Source organism: Campylobacter sp. 110 (assembly GCF_002383965.1).
Taxonomy (GTDB): Bacteria; Campylobacterota; Campylobacteria; order Campylobacterales; family Campylobacteraceae; genus Campylobacter_D; species Campylobacter_D coli.
The window spans coordinates 60,780-81,695 of sequence record NZ_NXBD01000021.1 but is presented as its reverse complement, the minus strand read 5'-3'; the positions used below and the strand labels follow the sequence as shown (position 1 = coordinate 81,695).

General features: G+C 30.5%; 15 protein-coding genes, 4 tRNA genes and 4 pseudogenes. 14 read left to right on the top strand and 9 right to left on the bottom strand.

Annotated features, from left to right (window positions below; genetic code table 11):
• Positions 1–170 precede the first annotated feature (170 nt).
• From BGS43_RS02800 to BGS43_RS02750, 11 genes and pseudogenes are all read left to right on the top strand, one after another.
• Positions 171–804: pseudogene (locus tag BGS43_RS02800) on the top strand (bacteriohemerythrin).
• Positions 805–807: 3 nt separating this feature from the next.
• A complete protein-coding gene (locus BGS43_RS02795; RefSeq protein WP_096568702.1) occupies positions 808–1,404 on the top strand; it encodes a bacteriohemerythrin in 597 nt (198 codons plus the stop codon).
• Positions 1,405–1,456: 52 nt separating this feature from the next.
• Positions 1,457–2,215, top strand: a complete 759-nt coding sequence (locus BGS43_RS02790; RefSeq protein ID WP_002788920.1) for a hypothetical protein — start codon at positions 1,457–1,459, stop codon at positions 2,213–2,215.
• Positions 2,216–2,274: 59 nt separating this feature from the next.
• Positions 2,275–2,349: transfer RNA gene (locus tag BGS43_RS02785), tRNA-Gly, on the top strand.
• Positions 2,350–2,358: 9 nt separating this feature from the next.
• A tRNA-Leu gene (locus BGS43_RS02780) sits at positions 2,359–2,447 on the top strand.
• Between the two features lie 20 nt (positions 2,448–2,467).
• A tRNA-Cys gene (locus BGS43_RS02775) sits at positions 2,468–2,541 on the top strand.
• Between the two features lie 31 nt (positions 2,542–2,572).
• A tRNA-Ser gene (locus tag BGS43_RS02770) sits at positions 2,573–2,660 on the top strand.
• Between the two features lie 75 nt (positions 2,661–2,735).
• Positions 2,736–3,065: a hypothetical protein gene (locus BGS43_RS02765; protein WP_002791289.1), complete on the top strand. Its 330-nt coding sequence runs from the start codon at positions 2,736–2,738 to the stop codon at positions 3,063–3,065.
• A 157-nt stretch (positions 3,066–3,222) separates the two neighbouring features.
• Positions 3,223–4,899 carry a hypothetical protein gene (locus BGS43_RS10035; protein WP_257841422.1) on the top strand — a complete coding sequence of 559 codons (1,677 nt, stop codon included), beginning with the start codon at positions 3,223–3,225 and terminating at the stop codon, positions 4,897–4,899.
• Positions 4,900–4,908: 9 nt separating this feature from the next.
• Positions 4,909–5,889 carry a bifunctional diaminohydroxyphosphoribosylaminopyrimidine deaminase/5-amino-6-(5-phosphoribosylamino)uracil reductase RibD gene (gene ribD, locus BGS43_RS02755; protein WP_002813517.1) on the top strand — a complete coding sequence of 327 codons (981 nt, stop codon included), beginning with the start codon at positions 4,909–4,911 and terminating at the stop codon, positions 5,887–5,889.
• Positions 5,870–6,391: a hypothetical protein gene (locus tag BGS43_RS02750; protein ID WP_002826423.1), complete on the top strand. Its 522-nt coding sequence runs from the start codon at positions 5,870–5,872 to the stop codon at positions 6,389–6,391. The genes ribD and BGS43_RS02750 overlap by 20 nt, the downstream gene beginning before the upstream one ends.
• 59 nt (positions 6,392–6,450) lie before the next feature.
• On the opposite strand, the gene BGS43_RS02745 is transcribed toward BGS43_RS02750, so the two are convergent.
• The 4 genes and pseudogenes from BGS43_RS02745 to BGS43_RS02730 all read right to left on the bottom strand — a co-directional run bounded on the left by BGS43_RS02745 (position 6,451) and on the right by BGS43_RS02730 (position 10,643).
• A complete protein-coding gene (locus tag BGS43_RS02745) occupies positions 6,451–7,815 on the bottom strand; it encodes an L-serine ammonia-lyase (RefSeq protein WP_057980591.1) in 1,365 nt (454 codons plus the stop codon).
• Positions 7,816–7,825: 10 nt separating this feature from the next.
• Entirely contained in the window at positions 7,826–9,148 is a 1,323-nt protein-coding gene (locus BGS43_RS02740) for an aromatic amino acid transport family protein (protein WP_025398645.1), read from the bottom strand.
• A 270-nt stretch (positions 9,149–9,418) separates the two neighbouring features.
• The gene (locus BGS43_RS02735) at positions 9,419–9,835 is read right to left on the bottom strand and encodes a PepSY-like domain-containing protein (RefSeq protein WP_002782432.1); all 417 of its coding nucleotides are present in this window, start codon (positions 9,833–9,835) and stop codon (positions 9,419–9,421) included.
• Between the two features lie 69 nt (positions 9,836–9,904).
• Positions 9,905–10,643 (bottom strand): annotated as a pseudogene (locus tag BGS43_RS02730) (DUF4261 domain-containing protein).
• Positions 10,644–10,809: 166 nt separating this feature from the next.
• Between BGS43_RS02730 and exbB the strand changes: the two are divergent.
• Together exbB and exbD are read left to right on the top strand one after the other, a co-directional pair.
• A complete protein-coding gene (exbB, locus tag BGS43_RS02725; protein WP_002782436.1) occupies positions 10,810–11,235 on the top strand; it encodes a TonB-system energizer ExbB in 426 nt (141 codons plus the stop codon).
• Positions 11,228–11,617 (top strand): TonB system transport protein ExbD, encoded by a 390-nt coding sequence (exbD, locus tag BGS43_RS02720; protein WP_002826419.1) that lies wholly within the window; start codon positions 11,228–11,230, stop codon positions 11,615–11,617. The genes exbB and exbD overlap by 8 nt, the downstream gene beginning before the upstream one ends.
• 230 nt (positions 11,618–11,847) lie before the next feature.
• Here the strand turns inward: exbD and BGS43_RS02715 are convergent, their stop codons facing one another.
• Entirely contained in the window at positions 11,848–12,726 is an 879-nt protein-coding gene (locus BGS43_RS02715; RefSeq protein ID WP_057040374.1) for a hypothetical protein, read from the bottom strand.
• 53 nt (positions 12,727–12,779) lie between these two features.
• A complete protein-coding gene (locus BGS43_RS02710) occupies positions 12,780–12,977 on the bottom strand; it encodes a hypothetical protein (protein ID WP_002781938.1) in 198 nt (65 codons plus the stop codon).
• 120 nt (positions 12,978–13,097) lie between these two features.
• Here BGS43_RS02710 and BGS43_RS02705 point away from each other — a divergent pair, with 120 nt between their 5' ends.
• Positions 13,098–14,081, top strand: coding sequence for an MnmA/TRMU family protein (locus BGS43_RS02705; protein WP_057032592.1), 984 nt, complete (start codon positions 13,098–13,100; stop codon positions 14,079–14,081).
• Positions 14,082–14,083: 2 nt separating this feature from the next.
• Here BGS43_RS02705 and BGS43_RS09930 read toward each other — a convergent pair.
• From BGS43_RS09930 to BGS43_RS10190, 3 genes and pseudogenes are all read right to left on the bottom strand, one after another.
• Positions 14,084–15,514: pseudogene (locus tag BGS43_RS09930) on the bottom strand (ShlB/FhaC/HecB family hemolysin secretion/activation protein); the annotation flags it as partial.
• A pseudogene (locus tag BGS43_RS10240) lies at positions 15,493–15,781 on the bottom strand (hypothetical protein). The pseudogenes BGS43_RS10240 and BGS43_RS09930, both read right to left, overlap by 22 nt.
• Positions 15,782–20,857, bottom strand: coding sequence for a hemagglutinin repeat-containing protein (locus BGS43_RS10190; protein ID WP_308203084.1), 5,076 nt, complete (start codon positions 20,855–20,857; stop codon positions 15,782–15,784). It abuts the pseudogene before it with no gap.
• Positions 20,858–20,916 lie beyond the last annotated feature (59 nt).

Genomic DNA, 20,916 nt, shown 5'->3' with positions numbered 1-20,916 from the left:
ATAAACACAACTTAAATATAAATTCAAATAAAAAAAGCAAGGAAATATAGTTATTTTCAAAGCTTTAATTTAGAATAAAATATTTAAAATACGTTTTTAATTTTCAAAATTATATTCTTTGTTATAATTATTAAATCAGTATTTTTAAACGCATTTAAAGGGTTAAATCAATGGATCATCATAAGCTAATTCCTTTAGGATGAACGATATAATATCAACCATCAAAAAATCGATACCCAACACCAAAGACTCTTCGAACTTGCAGCACAAGTTGAAAATGCGGTTTTTAAATTTGTTAAGCGCGATGAATTAAAAGAAATTTTAACCGAACTCTTTGCTTATATGAAAGAACATTTTCATGATGAGGAAGAATTTATGCAAGAAATTCAATATCCACGCCTTTACGAGCACAAACAAATGCATAAAAATATCATACATGAAATGTCTCAATTGATACAAAATATAAAATCTACAAATGATTTAAAAGAAAAACTATACTCTATCATGTCAAAATGGCTTTCTAGGCATATTTTAAGCCATGATGTTATGATTATTGCTTGGGTAAATGAGAATTTAAAAAAAGATGAAAATAAAGCACTTGAGTTAAACGATTTGCCACCAAAACAAACCCTAACACAGGAGGAAAATTTCGAATTTATCTATTCTTGTCCTTGCAAGATAGATCATAGGTTAAGCTTTAAAGAGCATGAAAGTATTACCAATGAAGGCAAGGTTATGAGATGTAAAAAATGTCAAGAGCTTTTATTTTTTATTAGAAGCCAAGAAAAAACTTATAAGGGATAAAGCTTGCTTCCAAAATGGGATAAAATCTATAGCGTTCATAATGGCAAAATAGACAACCAACACAAAAAGCTGTTTGAACTTGCAGCCAAAGTTGAACATGTATTTGATAAACCCGTTCATAGAGATGAAATTAAAGCTTTGCTTACAGATTTTTTCAACTATATGAAATACCATTTTGATGATGAAGAAAAATATATGCAATTCATTCGTTATCCAGACTTTGAAAGGCATCGCCAAATTCATAAAGAAATCATCCAATCCATGATAAAAATCATTCAAAACATAAAAACCACCAACGACCTAAAAGAAAAACTTTATATCATGGTAAAAAAATGGCTTTTAGAACACATACTTTATGAAGATATGAAAGTAGAACAATGGAGATTAGGTTCTTTAAGCTCTGAAAATGGAGCTGATATCACTTTTGAAGAAATTAAAGATAATGAAGATGAGGCTGTAATTTATTTTTACGCTTGCGAGTGCATAGGGCAAATTCATGATGTACCTTCTGGAATTCATAAAAAAATACAAAATGAAGGTGCAAAATTTAAATGTAAAAAATGTAAATTTCCTTTAGAATTTTTCAAAAAAGGGTATTAATTTTTATATTTATTTTGTTAAAATTATTTAATTTTTATTAAAGGATGAAGAAATGTTAGCATTTTTTAAAGGTTTAGGGATAGGATTTTTATGTTTGGTACTTTTTGTAGCTGGAGTGATTTTTAATGTAGAGTTTTTAAATAAAAACAAAACTACTCAAACTTTAAATTTCTCAAGAAGTATAGAAACAAGTATGGAAGCTAAACCCGATATTTTTCATGCAAATATCAACTTTTGGGCAAATGAAAATTTAAGCACTCAAACCTTTTTAAGCAATGAAGATAAAATTCAAATTTCTAACACTTTTAATCAAATTTTAGAACGCTCTAAAAAAGAAAATTTTTGCAGTGGCGGAAGTTTTTCACTTGAACCTAATTTTTCTTATAAAGATGGAGTTCAAACCCCTAAAGGACAAAGACTTCATGCAAATTTAGAATGTGAGTTTACAGCAGATAAACTAGAAAATTTTAACAAACTTTTAAATGATTTAAACTCCATCATTGCAAAAAGTGAATTTATAGGTATTTCTACACCTGCCTTAGAGCCTAAATTCTCCAAACAAACCCTAAAAGACAATAAAGAAAAACTTTATAGCGAACTTCTAAAAAAAGCTTATTCTTATGAAAAAATTTATTCTTTAGATCTTAACAAAACTTGTATGCTGAAAAATCTAAATATTGAATCAATTCCAAATTTTTATCCAAGGGCTTTAAATAGTATGAAAAGCGCTGATAATATGGAGCTTTCCTTACCTATAATAAAAGATGAAGAGCAAAGCATTAGTGGCACTGCTTTATTTATTTGCAAATAATCAAAGCAAAATAAACTCATTTTAAGTTTATTTTGCTAGAATTTCATCTTTAGCTTTACGCGGGAATAGCTCAGGGGTAGAGCACAACCTTGCCAAGGTTGGGGTCGCGAGTTCGAATCTCGTTTCCCGCTCCATTATCACCCGCCCGGGTGGTGGAATTGGTAGACACAAGGGACTTAAAATCCCTCGGAATTTTTCTTCCGTGCCGGTTCAAGTCCGGCCTCGGGCACCACTTTTTCTAAAAATTATCAGGGCGACATAGCCAAGCGGTAAGGCATGGGCCTGCAAAGCCTTGATCTCCGGTTCGAATCCGGATGTCGCCTCCAAAAAAGGCAATTAATTTTTACAACTTCAATTCGGGAGATGGCTGAGTGGTCGAAAGCGGCGGTCTTGAAAACCGTTGAGGGTCACACCTCCAGGGGTTCGAATCCCTTTCTCCCGGCCACTTTGAAATTTTCATTAGTTTAACAAACTCTGTTATGATAAATTGATTTGATCTAAAAAATAAGGAAATCAATTTATGAAAAAATTCATCTTAATCTCATCTATACTTTCATCTTTTTTTATATTTGCCGAGGCAAATGAACTGCCAAGCGATAAAATCCAACCTGAAGTAAAAGCTATCAAAGAACATTTTAAAGACAAAGTAGAAAAGATAGAATTTGAAGCATGGGCAAAAGGCATGGGTTTAAATTTCTCAACCCAAAAATATCTTAACAATCAAAACTATAAAAAATATGCTAAAACCATGGCAAAACTCATTAGAAAAACAAGAGGAGTTAAAGGCAAGGTTGAAATTTGTTATGAAGGAACACCTCAAAAACGAGTTCACAAATGCAATAAATTTTAATTCCTGACTTAAATTAATATCATATAAAATTTTTAAGTTTTTTTCACTATAAAAAAGCTACAATTTCTTAATTATATATCATTAAGGAAAAGGCATGTTTAAAATTATTTTACTCATATCAATAATCTTCGGCTTAAATGCTTGCAAAGGAGAGGATATGAATAACAATGAAGATACCAATAAAGATATTAAAATGGTCTATACTCCCAATGGAGGAGGTATAAAACTCAATACAAAAACCAATGAATTTTTATTTAATCAACGAGAAAAACCCACTGGCAAATACACCAAAGAATACACCAAAGCCCTTTTAGAAGCTGTCAATATAGTCGATAATTCCCCTTATAAAAAATTTTATGAGCCTAAATATTTAGATCCAGAGTTTCACACAGGAGAGAAATCCACTTTGCTTGAATTTAAAGATTGGCAAAAGATCTATTTAAAAGATCCTGTTAAAGGAAGCTTAGCTCCTTGGACCAAAGCAGAAAAAGCTTATTATAATTCTTTAGATGGAGAAGGAAGGTATAATTATTTAGTAAAAAGAAGTGGCTTAGTATGTACTCCCATAGATTTAAAAGATAGTGCTTTAATAAGACCTAAAAGACCTAAAGAAAAAAGATTTATAAATGCTTATAAAGAAGGTATGAAAGATTATAAAGAAGCTAAGAGACTAGATTATAAAGGATATGATCTTTTTCAAAAAGCCATTAAGAATTTAAGCTATGCTTATGAAGAGGGTAAAGATTATAAAGCAGGACTTGCTTTAGCAGAACTTGGATATTCAAAAGATTATTTTAGAGCCATTATAGATAAATTAGACCAAGATGAAAACAATGAAGCTTTGTTGTATAAACTAATCAATGAATTTTTAAATGCTAATTATAGAAGCATAAGGATTTATGAAGAACTTATAGAAAAGTATGACTTAGGGGATGCTTATTGGGGTTTATATGTTTATTCTCGTAAAATAGAAGATACAGTATTTGATGATAGATTTTATTTTGCCCAGCTTAAAGATAGCAGTGAAGAGCTTTATAAAAATGCTTTTGAACATGGAGCTTATGGAGCTTTTGGTGCTAAGGCAAATACTATATATTCTGATTTAATTGCAGGAGAATATCAACTTTGCTTAGGTATATTGGGCAATAAAAAGGCTTTTTATGAAGCAGCTGTATATCTTAGTGATTCTGGTTTAAAATCAAGAGCCTTTCAAGCTCTTTGGCTTGGAGTGCAATTAGGAGATGAAAAGGCTTTAGAAAAATTGTATGATTATCCTTTACAAATAGTACATAAAAACCCTTTAAAACAACAACTTATCAAAGACTTTGCTAAAAATCCTCCTTATGATAAATACGGAATGCTTCCTTTTTTAGATGAGTTAATCTCTACAGAATGGATTATAGATGTAAATGAATATGATTTTATTTATGATATTAACAATAGAGTAATAAGGGCAATGCTCAGAGGAATCAATGAGGGTAAATATAAAGATCCAAGAGATGTGGATTCTACTCCTGAAAGTAGATGGGAATTTGACCAAGAAATAGATGCTTATAAAGAAGGTTCTGTAAGAAGTTATAGTTATAATTTACCCAATCACTGGAGTGAAGCAGATGTAGAAATTTATTTAGAAGAGCTTTATTTACATGCCAAACTCGCAGCCCTCACTCCTCCTCAAGGCTATCCTAATGCACCAAGATACTATAGTCCTGAAAGATTAGAATTTATTTACAACAAACACAAACTTGATTCTAAACTTGATCCTAGAATCCCTGCTATTTATAGAGCTAACTTTCCTGAAGAGCTTAGAGCTAAGCTAAAGAGTATAATATAAAGGAATGAAATGAAAAATTTTTATATGAATTTAGCATTAAATGAAGCTTGGAAATATCAGTTTTTAACCTACCCTAATCCTGCTGTAGGTTGCGTTATACTAGACAAAAATGAAAAAATTTTAGCCATAAAAGCCCATGAAAAAGCAGGATGTGCTCATGCAGAATTAAATGCTATAGCTCATGCTTTTACAAATTTAAACCCTGAAATTTCATTACCTCAAGAAGCCAATGCGATGCATGAATTTATTTGTAAAAACCATAGAGGTATTTTTAAAGATAGCATAGCCTTTGTCACACTTGAACCTTGCTCTCATCAAGGAAAAACACCTCCTTGTGCCAAACTTTTTAGCGAGCTTGGCTTTAAGAAAGTTTTTATCAGTGTTAAAGATGAGAATGAGATTGCAAGTAAAGGTGCGGAGTTTTTAAAAAAACAAGGAGTAGAGATTGAATTTGGTGTGCTTGAAGATGAGGGAAAAAAACTTTTAAAACCCTTTTTAAAATGGCAAAAAGGACAATTTAAACTTTTCAAACTCGCTCTTTCTATGAATGGCTCGCCTTTTGGCAAAATCGTAAGCAATGAGCTAAGTCGCACTTATGCGCATAAAATTCGTTCTGTGATTGATCTGCTTGTGTTAGGAGGAGAAACGATAAGAAAAGATCGTCCCATACTTGATGCAAGACTTTGTAAGGGCAAGGCGCCCAATCTTTGTATCTTAAGTCATCAAAATTTAGAAAATTTTGACAAAAGCATTCCTTTATTTAGCGTGCCTCATCGCCAAATTTATACTCAAATTCCTAATAAAGCTAAATTTTTAATGTATGAAGGCGGAGAAAATTTCCTAAAAAAATTCAAAGATGAGATGGATATGTTTTTGATTTTTCAAAGTTCAAGTTTAAATGATGAAAAAAATGTTACAATGCCTTTGAATTTCAAGCCACTTTATAGAAATTTTTTAGGGAGTGACACTTATGGCATTTATGAGCTTTAGCGGATTTTTTTATGCAAGAAATGATTTAAGATTATTTAAAATAGAAAAGAAAAGCGAAATCAAATCTTTTTTTTATAAAGATTATACGCTAGCAAGCTTCAAAGATGAGCTAAATTTAAACAATGAAATCTTTTTTTATCAAAGTTTGAAAGAAAATTTGTTTAAAGAAAATGATGAAATTTTAATTTCAAATTTAGGCAAAAAAATCATACTTTTTAGAAATTTTACTCAAAATAGTGATAATTTTGCTGAAGCAAAATTAAAACAAGTCTTGCTTTTAATTTTTTTATTTTTAGCGAGTATATTTTTTGCAAGTTTAGCTGCGATCAATGAATTTGGTGCTGTTGATCTTGTTTTTTTGATGATTTGCTTGTTACTTTTAGTTATGGGTATCATCAACCTTGGCTTACTTTTTAAACAAATTCGCATTTTAAAAAGTTTTAGCAAAGAAGAAATGAAAGAATTTTTAACCCAAAGAATGAAAAAATACGCAAAAAAATAAACAAAAATACCTTAAATTTTATAAAAATTTATTTATTTAAAAGTGTGCAAAGTAAAATCTTAGCACACTGTTTTTAAATTTGTAGCAAGTCCACCTAAAGAAGTTTCTTTGTATTTGTAATTCATATCCTTACCAGTTTCATACATGGTTTCTATCACCTCATCAAGGCTGACTATAGGAATAGATTTGCGTGTCATTGCCATTCTAGCTGCACTGATAGCTTTTATCGCCCCAAAGGCATTTCTTTCTATGCAAGGAATTTGCACAAGTCCTGCAACTGGATCGCAAGTTAGACCTAGATGATGTTCCATTGCCATTTCAGCAGCATTACATGCTTTAAAAGCATTAGCTCCTAAAACTGTTGCCATTGCTCCTGCTGCCATAGAACTCGCACTTCCTATTTCAGCCTGACAACCTGCCTCTGCCCCACTAATACTTGCATTTTTTTTATAAAAAGAACCTATGAGCATGGCTACTAATAAAAATTCAATTGCCTTTTCGTCATTAAAACCTATGGTATGGTTTTTAAGATAAAGCATAACAGCAGGGATAACAGCACATGCTCCATTTGTTGGTGCGGTTACGACTTTTGCTCCGCTAGCATTTTCTTCAGCAATCGCAATAGCATATAAAGAAATAAAATCGATAATACCCATAGGATCAGCTGTCATCGTTACTCTTTCTTTAAGTCCCTTTGCTCTACGCTTTAAGTGAAGTTTTCCTGGTAAATAATCCTCGTTTGGATGTGTGCCATTATAATATACTTCTTGCATCACTTCCCAAATTTCTAGACAATACGATCTTATTTCTTCTTTCGTATGAAATTGCAACTCATATCTATAAGAAAGTTCGGCCAAATCCCAATCTCTTTTATCGCAAAGTTCTAAGGCTTGCTTTGCATTATTAAGTTCTATATCTAGTTTTTTCTTTCTGCCTTGGGATGTTCCTTTGTTTCTCTTTTCTAATTCCGCAGCCGTTAAAACAAAACCACCACCTATAGAATAGTAAGTTTCTTTATCCACAATCTCACCACTAGCATCAAAAACTTGAATTTGCATACCATTCTCATGTAAAGGTAAAAAATCTTTAGAAAATATCAAATCTTTTTCATAATCAAATCGAAGCTCTTTTTCTCCGCATAGATTGATCTTACCCTTATCGGTGGCATTTTTGTTGACTTCTTCTTGTATGGCCGCACTTAAATTTTTAGCCTCTAAAGCATTCAAGCCCCAAATAACCGCTTTATCACTTAAATGCCCCCTGCCTGTTAAAGACAAAGAGCCATAAAGAATGATTTGAATTCTTTCAATTTTTTCTAATTTTTTAGCAATTTTTTTACAAAATAAATTTCCTGCAAGCATAGGTCCTAAAGTATGTGATGATGAAGGACCTACACCTATTTTAAAAATATTTAAATTACTCATTCACCACACCTTAAAAAGTATAAATTACAGTGATGATTGTTAAAACACCTGTAATAAAAACAAAAGCATCTAAAGCTTTATTTTGGAATTTTTTCATTTTTGAAACCGTATAAATTGCAATAATTGGCATTAAAAATAAGATTGCTGCGATAATTGGACCGCCCAAACTTTCAATAAAACCTAAAATACTAGGATTGATATAAGCAGTAATTAGCATAATAATATACATAACTAAAGTTGAATAAATAGCAATTTTTTTCAAATCAGGATTTTCACTACCTGCTAATTTGCAACATTTTCTTACTATACCATAGGCACCCTCTCTAGCACCAAAATAATGCCCAAAAAATGAACTAGAAATCGCTAAAAATGCAATCAATGGACCACCATAAGAAATAAAAGGATTATCAAGCTTATTTGCAAAATAAGAAAGCACAGGTATATTTTGTGCTCTAGCTTCATTAAGCTCTTCAGGACTTAAAGAAAGCACGCAAGATATCACGAAAAACATAACGAAAAAGAGTAGCATTGTAGAAGTTCTAAATAAAATTTGATCAGCTTTTTCTACGGCATGTTCTTTATATTGTCTTTTTACACTTAAAGAAAAAGTAGAAATAGCGGGCGAGTGATTAAAAGAAAACACCAAAACCGGCAAAGTCAGCCATACTATAGTGATAAATTCTTTTGCACCAGGGATAGCACTAAAGCTTTCAAATGACCATTGCGGAATAAGATACAAAGAAAATATAAATAAAATAGCACACAAAGGATATACAAGCCATTCACACACTTTAGTAATCAATTCTTCACTAAAAAGCATGATAAGCATAAAAACACTTACCAAAATAAAAGCTAAAAGCAAACGATAAAAAGGAAATAAACTCGCTACAACTTTTTCTTTATCATCTGTGCTTACCTCATACATGGCACGAATAATATCTGCAAATACACCCTCTGAATTTAAAAGGGGTAAAAATTGATGGTAGATAAAACTTTCAAAAGTATTGGTTATACCCACACAATACGCTAAACAAATTGGAAAAATTGCAAAGAAGTAAAGCACAGAAATAAAAATACTCACCCCTCTACCAAAATACTCCTCGGCAGCATGAGTAATGTCTTTATCATTACCATTTGCTTGGCTTACAAAACGGCTTAAAGCTCTATGGCTTAGATAAACCATTGGAAAAATAATCACAGCCATTGCAATAACCGGCCAAAAACCACCCACGCCTGCCTTAATAGGTAAAAATAATATCCCCGCGCCCACAGCGGTTCCAAAAAGAGATAAAACCCATCTCGTGTCATAACGAGTCCACTTAGGAGTATTCATACATTTTCCTTAAAATTTGATATCGCAAAATTAAGCTTATTTTAACACACTTACTGGGTAAAAAATCTAAATTTCTAGCATTTTTCTTTAATTTATGTAACATTTTGTAAAATATTAGTCTTATTAAAATTATATTTTAAGATTTAATTTAAGTAAGTTTTGGAGATGGTTTTTTATATAAAAAACCATATTTGGATTAACAAAGAGAAATTTTTAAACTCATTTAAAAATTTGGAAACATAAAGTCTCCAAATTTACATGCTTTTAGAATTAATAATCAAATTTTTGTCCTAAGATATTACCCTGTGCATCAGTATAAATTTTTAATTGATTGCTTAATTCAAATTTATATCCGTTGATTTCTCTGCTTACTTCTATGATTTGAGCGTTTGATGAAGCACTGATTTTTGGCATAATATTTGGCAAAATGCTATTTGGCAGAGCTTTGTATTTTCCATCTACATCTTTCCACTCTCCAGTGATAATAAAGTCAATTTCTGTTCCATCATTTAAAGTCACATCATAAGAATCTATATCTTTTTTTACTAAAGCAATTTGTGCAGTTTTAAAATTCTTAGATATAAAATCTTGTGCATTTCTTGGAAGTTCACTCGCAGGAACAATTATATCTCTAGCAAAAAGCACCGTAGCACCCAATAAAGCCGCTAAACCTAATTTTAATTTCATTTTTTCTCCTTTTTGTTTTGTGTTTTGGTTGAGAGAAGTTTAACTTATCTTTGTGAAGTGAATGTGAAACTAAAAAATAATTTTTAAACTCTCATTTTCAACACCTATGCCTTGACTTTTCTTAAAAGAAAGTATTCTACCATCTTCAAATTTTAAAGTATCACCATCTTTTAAACTTAGATCATAAGTTAAAATATGCAAAATAATGTCATACAAAGTGAAGAAAAGCTCTTTTTCTTCTATATTTGCATCACAAACCTCAAGCTCTAATTTATCGAAATTTCTAAGACCATAAGTGTAGGCATTATTGCCATTATCACCTGGATAAACGCTTACATAAATCCAATTATAAACAGGCAAGCGATTTTCTTTTAGCATTTTTGCATTTTCTATATAAAACTTAGGCTCTAAAACAACTCCTCCTGTATAAAATCCCAAAGCATGCTTATCTTGCAAACACACAGATGATATTTGAGTAAAAAGTTTAGCTTGATCTAGCTTTGATTCACTCTGACTTAAAACAGATACAAGAAGATGTGCTTTATGTTTTTTGGGTTTGCTCTAAAGCATCTTTCCACATAAAATTAAAATTAGCATAATATTCTGCTTCGTTATTGGGTATAGGATTTTTAATCAAATTTAAAGTAACGATCATATTTTTAAAAGAAAAAATTACTCCATCTTGAGTAAAATTTTCATCAGCAATCCATATATCAAAATCATCTTCAAGTATCTTTTTCAATTTCAAAAAATCAAACTTGGCTTCATCAAGAAGAACAAAAGAAATAAAATTATGATTTTCTTGCATACTTTTCCTTAAGAGTTAAAGTATTTAAAAAATTATAACCTAAATTTTTAAGCCAAAGACTTGTGAAATTATGATTATTTAAAAAATTATGATAATTAATATTAATTATAATTTTATTTTTATTGTAGTATAATCGCCAAAATTTAATCAAATCATGGAGTTAAATATGGAATTTTTAAAAGATTATATTGATTTAATTATCTTTATAATTTTAGGAGTTATGGCATTTATAGCTTTTTGGTGCGTAATTGAAAGAGTATTATTTTTTAGAAAAATAGATTTTAAAAATTATGAAAATCAAGAGCAATTTGATGATGCAATTAGCGAGAATTTAACTACCATTTATATTATTTATTCTAACGCTCCCTACATAGGACTCTTAGGAACTGTTGTAGGGATTATGATTACTTTTTATGAAATGGGAATAGCGGGAAATATCGATGTCAAATCCATAGTCGTAGGACTTTCTTTAGCTCTTAAAGCTACAGCCTTAGGACTTTTAGTCGCCATACCTGCCTTAATGGCTTATAATGCTTTACTTCGCAAGGTTTCACTTTTAAGTAATGCTTATAAGGTGAGTAAAAATGCTTAAATTGCCTAAAAATGAAGGGTTAAATATAGTTCCTTTCATAGATATAATGCTTGTTTTACTTGCTATCATTCTTAGTATTTCAACTTTCATTGCTCATGGCAAAATTCAAATCAATCTACCCGTTAGCGAAAATGCTCTAAGTCTTAACAATGATGAAAAAAAATTATCCATTAGCATTGATGAAAACAATATTTTCTATCTAGACGATAAGACTACAGATTTAAAAGGCTTAAGCGATGCCATTTCTTCGCTTCATAAAAAAACCATAGTGGAATTAAAAAGCGATAAAAATGCAAAATTTGAAAGCTTTATTCAAATCATTGATTTATTAAAAGCTAAAGAGCATGAGAATTTCCAAATTATAACAGAGAAAAATAGATAAAAAATGCTTTATTGAACCGCAATCACAAGCTTTTTATATATCTTTTTTCTTAGCTCTAGTTTTTTAATTCTGCTAATTTTTGAAAAATAGAATTAAATAGCTTTGCTTTGACTCTAAAACAATCTATAACTTAAACTAATCAAAGCTAAAAAACCTGATACAAAACTAATAAGAGCACTTAATCTACACCCAAAGTAAATACTATAAATATTTCATTTATTTTTAAATTTTTACACTCTTTTGTTCACAAATATGGCTTCATTGTTACTTATTTGCACCATTAAATCTTTTTTCAAATCTTTGCCTAAATTCTGCAAAGACTTATTTTGAAGTTTTTCAAAAATCTGTGGATTACTTGCCTTAAGTTTTGCTTGCTCATCTGCACTTAGGGCACTTAGTCCTTTTTCTTTGGCTTTTTGAAGCAAATCTTCGTCTTCTTTTTCTTTGATATTATTTTCCTTATCATCTTTTTTATTGATTTTTTGCGGATCTATGGTTTTCATAGCATTAGCTCCACCACCTGATGCTTCTTTAATGTCGCTTAAAATTTCTCTCATACTAGGTTCTTTAACATCACTACCATCAACTTTACCATCTTTATTTACATCTTTATCAATAAAAAAATTTAATTTTTCTTCTATATTTGCATCATCAGATATTTTTTCATCGCTTGTTTTAAAGCCTAAATTTTGCATACTTTGCTGAAGGGTACTTGTATTAAAATTTAATTTTACACTTTGTTGTTTATTATTTAAATTTGAATTTAAAGAACCAAAATTATCTTTTACACTTTCAAACCAATTTGAAACAAATTGGTTTGCTTCGCCATTAAGCCTTATACTACCATCATTTCTAGCAACATAATTCGTATAAGAACTGAAATTTTTTTGTAAACTACTATAATTCTCATTGCTTAAATTTAAAGCTATAAGTTCACCTTGCTTATTTTCAAAAACAACCTTAACACCATCGCTATTTAAACTCGAAAGATCTTGCACGGGAATTTTATCTTGATCTTCTTTTTTTAATTCTAAAATTTCTTTACGATTTGTAACATTTTGAGAACTTGGTAAAGAAACATTAAAATCATTGATTGTTAATTTATCCATAATAACTCCTTAGAAATTTTAAAGCCCAAGCATTTAACTTGGACTTGTTTATTTTATTTACAAGCTGCAAATAAGCCCAAACGACACATTTGTCTTTGATATTGAGTAGGCAAAGAATTGCATCGTTTCAATCTTATTTCATAATCAACGCAAGAACTTCTAACTTGTGGGCTTTTATTATTCTCAGTTTTGCCATAAGCAAAAGAACCAATAAAGCAAGCAACTAGTGCAACAGAGAGTAATTTTCTCATAGCAAACCTCCAAAAATAATTGTAATCTTAAAATTATTTGATACAATTACAAATTTGATATCGGCAAAAAAATCAAATTTATTTATACTAACAAAATTATTTTTTAAAAAAGGAACATAAATGAAAGCATTAGCTCTTTTTAGCGGCGGGCTTGATAGTATGCTTGCAATGAAACTCATCACTGCACAAGGCATAGAAGTTAAAGCTCTAAATATCAATATAGGCTTTGGAAGCACAAGCGATAAAAGCGAAATCATGAAAAAGCGTGCAGCAATGGTAGGTGCGGATTTTGAAATGATAGATGTAAGAAATTCCTATCTTCAAGAAGTGCTTTTTAATCCACAATATGGCTATGGAAAACACTTCAATCCCTGTATAGACTGCCACGCTTTTATGTTTAAAACCGCACTTGCAATGTTAAAAGAAGAAAATGCAAGTTTTATCATCACTGGTGAAGTTTTAGGACAACGCCCTATGAGCCAAAGAGGCGATGCGATGGCTAAGGTTAAAAAGCTGGCTTTAGATGAGGAGGATTTGATACTTCGCCCTATGTGTGCAAAAAATTTGCCTTTAACCAAGCCTGAAAGAGAAGGCTGGGTGGATAGAGAAAAGCTTGAAGGTATTAGCGGAAGAAGTCGCAAAAGACAACTTGAACTTGCCTCTCAGTTTGGTTTAGAAGACTTTGAAAGTCCTGGTGGAGGATGCTTGCTCACGCTTGATAGTTTTGCTAAAAAAATTCGAGATTTCATAGAATTTGACAAAGATATGCAGGTAAATGATGCGCAACTTTTAAAATACGGACGCCATTTAAGACTGCCTAATGGAGCTAAAATGATCATAGGTAGAAATGAATTAGAAAATGAGCTGCTAAGAAATTTAAAAACACCCAAATATGAAGTGATAGAACTTGGGGATTTAATCGGTGCTTATTCTTTACTTAGTGCAAATGCAGATGAAAAAGATTTAGAACTTGCCTTAAAAATCGCTCTAACTTACACCAAGCATGAAGCAAACAAAAGCTATGAACTTCAATTTAAAGATAAAAACTATAAAAGTATAGCTTTTGGGGATAAAAAAGAAATCAATCCATTTTTCATTTCTTAAACTTAAAAAAATACAGAAGCCCTGAGATAAATAGGAATCGTTTCGCTTGGCATATTCGAAGATTTATGCAGGGCTTTAGAAGCTGTTAAATTTAAAGAAAGATAATTTAAGTTGTATCTAAAACCAAAGGCGACACCGGCTAAAAAATCTTTATTGGGTAAAAGATAATCCCTACCATAACCCATATCCAATCCAACAAAAGGCTCTAATACTCTTAAATATTTAGGCGCATTTAGAAATTGCAAATAAATCGTATTGTTACTATATGCTCCATAATCAAGAGCAGCAGAGCTTTCTTTAAATCCCCTAACTGTGTATTCATCACCGATTAAAAATTTATCAGCATACAATAAGGGTTCATTAGAATAACTCGCACCCAAGCTGTTTTGATATAAAAATGCTAGGCCATCATTTGCATAAAAACTTTTTTGATAGCTTAAATTAAAATTGACTTTGTTAAATTCGATTTTATATAAAGAATCTTTAGAATCTTTTTTAGAACCCAAATTCGATTTTATATAAAGAATCTTTAGAATCTTTTTTAGAACCCAAAAATGGAATTCCTTTTTCGTATTCTAAATTTAAAAACAAAAATCCACCAAATGCCAGCGTTGAATACTCAACCCCGCTAGCAATACTTGAATACCTACCACTTGAACTCTCTAAACGAAAATTATCAATCTCATTAACATCATCTTTAATGCCTAAATTAGCATAAATTGAAAATTTATCCTTGCTTGTGCGATGTAAAATTTTTTTTAACATGATTTTATGTCTTAAGCTTGTATCTGTATTTTTTATAAAAGAATTATCATATCCCTCAATCATATTTATATTATCACTATATTGCATAGAATAAGACAATTGATAACTCTGTATGGGCAAGGTATAATTTGCCACATAAACATTTTCTCGCTCTTGACTCATATCTTTTAACAATCCTTTGATAAAACCAAAGCGTATGGAGTCGTTAAGATTTAAAATATTACTTAAAGAAAGATAGGCACTAGCTTTATATTCTCCTTTAGCTTATAGCCACTATTATCAAAGTCCAATATCAAATCAGGTGGCTTTGATTTAAGATTGATAAATATATCAGAATAACCGTAATTTTCACTGGCTTTAACAGCAATTTTAACATCTCTTGCACCATTGTTTAAATTTTCTATGCCTGTATCTAAATCGTAAATATTGAATTTATCGCCCTTTTTTAAAGGCATACCAAAATCTAATCTTGTTGTATTATTATCCCCATTAAGATATACCTCCCCTACAAAACCATATTTTAAATCAAGAAAAAGTATATCGCGTTCTTGATCAATCCCATCAATAGTTACACTAGAAGTTGAATAGCCCTTCGCAACGATAAAATTTGTAAGCTCTTTAATCATATTATAAATATCATTAACACTTAAAGGCTGATTAATGTATTTTTTTAAAATATTATTTGCTTGCATGGTAAGCGTATCGTTTTTCTTAAATTGAATTTGTTTGAAAATATAAATTTTATCTTCAGAATCTTGATTTTCTAAATACACATCCTTTTCTTGCTGTTGCTTTTTTTCCAATTCATCAAATTCTTTTTGTATATGTAATTGTTGTTGTCTTTTATCTAGTAAATTCAGCGTTTTTGCAGAGTCATCTGCTTGCAATAAGTAGATAAAACTCATAAGCAAAAAAATAATTTTTAAAAATTTCACCTATAACCTTGTAGTTTGTGTGCTTTCATTGATATAAGGTCCATCTGATTTAGAGGGTTGGTTTGATGGTTGATTAGAAGTAGAATCAGATCCAGTAACCTTGCTTATCCCATTTTTTATTTTAGAGATTGAAGAATTAAGATTTATAGTACCTCCTGCCCAAGAATGATCTTGTGTATCTGTGGTATTTTGAGTATCTGTACTTATACCATGATTTTTGTTATTGTTTATATTGATATTGGCTGCAGAATTTACACTGCCTGTCTTGTCAATATGATCATCTATATCAACCACTCCTCCAAAGCTTTGATTTGTCCCGCCACTTAATCTTATCGTAGCCCCATCGCTTTTTTCATAGACACTTACTTCAGAATTTGTAACTTTTCCATCAACAAGTAAATTTCCTTTTTGATTATCAGAATTTAAAATTCCCCCTTGCAAATTTAAATTTCCATTAACATGGCCATTGATTTCATTTCCTGCACTGATACCACTTTGAGTTGTAACAGTTGTTTTATCTGTTTTAGCATATCCTATACCTAAAGTGCCTGAAACACTTCCTGTAACAAGATGATTGCTTGATAAGCCTCCAGTTCCTGATGCATTCAATAAAGCGCTATATTTTTGAGAATTAAGACTATCAGCTAAAGAATTTACTTCCAAATTTCCGCCTACATTTAAAATAGCATCATTAGAAGCTTTAACATTGGCTCCATTGAGTGTAAAATCTTTACCTGTGTTGATATTGATATTATTAGCATTTAAATTCGCATTGGTAAATTGCGTTTCGTTTGATTTAGAATACGACGCACTTGCAAAACCTTCAATGCCTTCACCCACAGTTCCACCATCAACTGCATGATATCCTGCGGTTTGCTTGTTAGTTGCTGCAATTTCCAAAGAAGAGCTAGAAGAAGAATTTTTAGATTTTGCAGCATTTAAGATAACATTATCTTTTGCCTCGATATTAATGCTATTAGCCTTAGCTTCCACTCCATTTAAAACAATACCTCCTTTTGTACTTTCTAAATTTAAATTACCGCCTGCATTGATTTTAGAAATATTCTCGCTAGAACTTTGGCTTTTATCTTGATTGAATTTAAAACCTAGAGTTTGATTAGAAGTGGTATTTATGAGATTGTTGCTAAATATATTAGCAGTATTGGCTAAAGCTTGAGAAGCTACTATTCCATAATTTACGCCTAAATTTTCATTCTTAGCAGCTGCATTTTGAGCCGATTGATTGATAGCAGAAGCGATGGGACTAGTAGCTTCAATTCTTTCTTTAATATACAAGCCAAAGCCTGCACTGCTTTGTGTTTTAGTATCTTCATATTTAGTACTAACAATCTCTCCTGCTCTTAAATTAATATCCTTATTAGCCTCAAAATTAGCTCCACCTATATCTAAAGCATTATTTGCATTGATATTAATATTTGAACCTTTAATAGTATTTGAAACATGGGAAAGCTCATCACTTATTTTTTCCGTTTTAGAAAATTCCAAACCAGCCTCTGCAGTTCCTAAAAGATCAGATCTTACCCCACCTTGTGTGATACTATTAGAACTATTTGTGGTATTAGCATTTGCTTTATCTTGCACAAAACTATAGCTTAAAGCAACCCCATTTCCGGTTAATTCTAAATTAGCATTAGCAAAAACCCCAATAGCAATCGAATCGCTTTCTGTATGGGTTTTATTTTGCGCAGCTATAAAATCAACCTTATCAGCCTTAATATCAATCTCGCCTCCATTAAGCTCACTTCCTTTAATGCTTACATTTTTTTGAGCATTTAAATTTAAATTATCGGATTGAATTTGTGATGAAGACACCAAAGAAGCATCAGTATTTACAGAACTTTGCTTATATCCAGCAATAGAACTTGTTGAAGAATGAGAAGAACTTGAAATTTTATTTTCTCCATTTTCTATTGTGATATTTTCTCCATTTAAATTAGCAGATTTATCCGCTTGTAAAGTTGAACCTGTGATTGCTATATTGCCATTGGTATTAATATTAATATCACCTTTTGAATTTAAAGTACTGCTTATTGACTTTGAAGCTTCTAAATTAGCGCTTTCATAACTGATCTCTACAGGTTTTAAATACACACCATCGGTTTTAGTCTTGCTAAGCTCGTGTGCATCTTTAATATTAACATTGTTAGCATTGATATCTATTTTAGAATCAGCATTGATATTGCTAGCTATAATATTTACATCTTGATTGGAAACAATTCCTACATTTGCTCCTTTGATATTGGTGCTTAAAACCCCATCTATACTCGTTGTAGTATTGGATTTTTGACTATCTGTATTAATTTGCTCAAATGAGGATGATTTAGAATAATCGTTTTTGATATTTACATCACCCTTTTGAGATATAAGAACAATTTTAGAATCATTCGCACTAGTAGAAATATCACTATTTTTGATATTTAAATCATTTACCGAATCAATATTAACAATATTATTTGCTTTAATCTCTCCTTTTTTAATTGAATTATAAGAGCCTTTTTCATCTATACCTAAAACAGTGTCTATATTGACATTATTGGCACTTAAATTTATATTTTGCGCATTTAAATTAGAACTTTGCAAATTAATCTCGTTGCCAGCATTGATATTAATCTGACCCTCTGAAGCTATGCCGCCTAACAAAGAATTAAATGATTGCGTATTAATATCTACGCCTGTTTTTCCTGCAAGATTTGATTTTATTTCATTATTTGCAATTGTCTCTTTAGAAAGATACAACATAGGAGCCATTATATTTTTACCGTTTTGTTTGATTGTTACATATAAAATCATATCTTGATCAACAGCTTGATTTTTAGCCAAACCTTGACCCAAATTTAAGCCATTTTCATTGGCATATTTTGCTCCATTTTCAAGTAATTTTTTAATTTCTTCTTCGCTCAATTTAGTATTGGATTGTAGTGCGTTTGCATACATTGCATTAATAAGCTGATTTTCAAAAAAAGGATCTCCTATAACTATAAATTCGTTGAAGTTTTTATTTTTAAATTGATTTAAAATACTTAAAAATCCAAAATACTCACTTTCATCTATGATAGAAGTATTTGTAGTGTATTCATAAGTAATATTATCATTTGTTTTATTTTCAAGAGTAAATAAGCCTGAATTGATAAGATCAGGTATAGAATTTAAAATTAAATCTTGACTATTTGTCGCTTTTTTTAAATCCGAATCAAGTAAGGCAAAATTTTTATCCAAAGAACTGACTAAATCTTGATTGTATTCCTTAGCATTAAGATCTAATTTACCCTTTGAAGCAATAACAGCCTCGGATTTTGCTTTAAAAACAATCTTTGCATCAAGATTCCATTCTTTTTGATCAGGAACAAATCTTTTTGAAGCATAATCACTACCAAATAATAAAGAAAAATATTGGTTTAAAGCTGAATTTTTAGCTGCTGCATCTTTAAGCGCATTCCACGCTGATTCTCTTTGATGATTTTTTGCTTGGGTGGTAGAAAAATATTTCAAAGCATCAAGCAAGCTTTCATGATCTACAAAATAATAAGTTGAATTTGTATTCCAAGAACCAAGATATTCTTTAGCAAAAAATCCATTAACTCTAATTTGCTCTAAAATTTCACCTACAGAAATTTCTTTGCTTAAAGACTTATTGTCTATATTTCCAAAAGATACGATATTGCCTTGAGCAAGAATTTTTCCGCTGTTGTTGATTTGTCTAGCATTATCTTGTGATTGGGTATTGATATTTATATCTTTACCTGCTTGGATAGAAGCTTGCTTGCTGTCTAATAAATTATTATATTTTACAATACCCGTAACACCTACTTCCATATTCCATCGTTTAAAAGCAGTATCACCGTACCCTACTTGACCAAAACCTTGAGAATACTCAGTCGAAGTCTCAAGCGTGCCTGTTAAATTTGCATTATTATTTAAAATATTTGCCTCGATATTGATATCTTCGTCTGCAAAAATTAAAGCATTATTATGAATCGTATGGGCATTTAAATACAAATTATTTAAGCTATTAAAAGTAGAATTATTTGTAAATCTTGTAGCTTGGGCTCTAAGATCGCCATTTGAAAATAAATAAGCATCATTTACAAGATTTTCATCTGCATGAAGATTTAATTCTTTTTCACTAGCAACAAGGTTTTTAACATAAATATTTTTCGCATCAAGCTCTATTGAAGAAGTATTTTCGAGTTTTGAATTGATATTTAAATCATTCAAGCTTTTTATATGAAGCAAATTTTGTGCGTATAAATTTCCATGATTTAAAGTTAAATCTTTATTAGCTTGTATTTGAATATCATTTTGGCTTAAAATTTTGCCATTATTAATAAAAGCATCATCATTAAGCATTAAGCTTATATCTTTATTTGCTGAAATTTCTCCTTGATTGTCAAAAGAATTTGTACCCACTTTAATATCATTTAAAGCATTGATAAATACAAAATTGCTAGTTTTATCTAAAGTATTTAAAGTTAAACTGTCTGCAAAAATACTTGAATTTTCTTGATTTATCTTAAAAATATCTTTTGTTTCTTGGCTCAAATTTGTTTGCTTTGCATTTTCAAAATTATTGGCATTGATTTGAATTTGCTTGCCTTTATAAAGTCCTTCATTTGTAACTTTTCCACTTGCTTTTAAATCAATTGTATCTGCATTGATTAAAGAGGTTTTAATGTCTTTAGCGTCTATCTTAACACTTCCATTTGTATTTACACCTATAGCTTGAAATTCAGCCTTATCTTTTACTTTTACTATAACATCTTCAATTCCGCGTATTACTCCACTATGTCTTACACCAACACCCTCTTCTGTGCTAATAAGAGTAACTGTATTTGCATACATAGATCCTAAATATTTCCCATCAATACCATAATCAATTTTTTCATCTTTTTGTTTTGAAGCAATAATTTTTGGAGCATTTGAAGTACTTAAATCGACCTTATTAAGCCCAGCTATAAAATTAATATCGGATAAATTTTTACCACTTTGATAGTGGGCAATACTACCTGCAAGGTCAATCCCACGGCTGATTACATTAAAATAATCCCCATCAACCATTACCCCCTTTTCTCCAATGGCTACCCTACCATTGCTTGTTACTTCTGTAAAATCTCCAT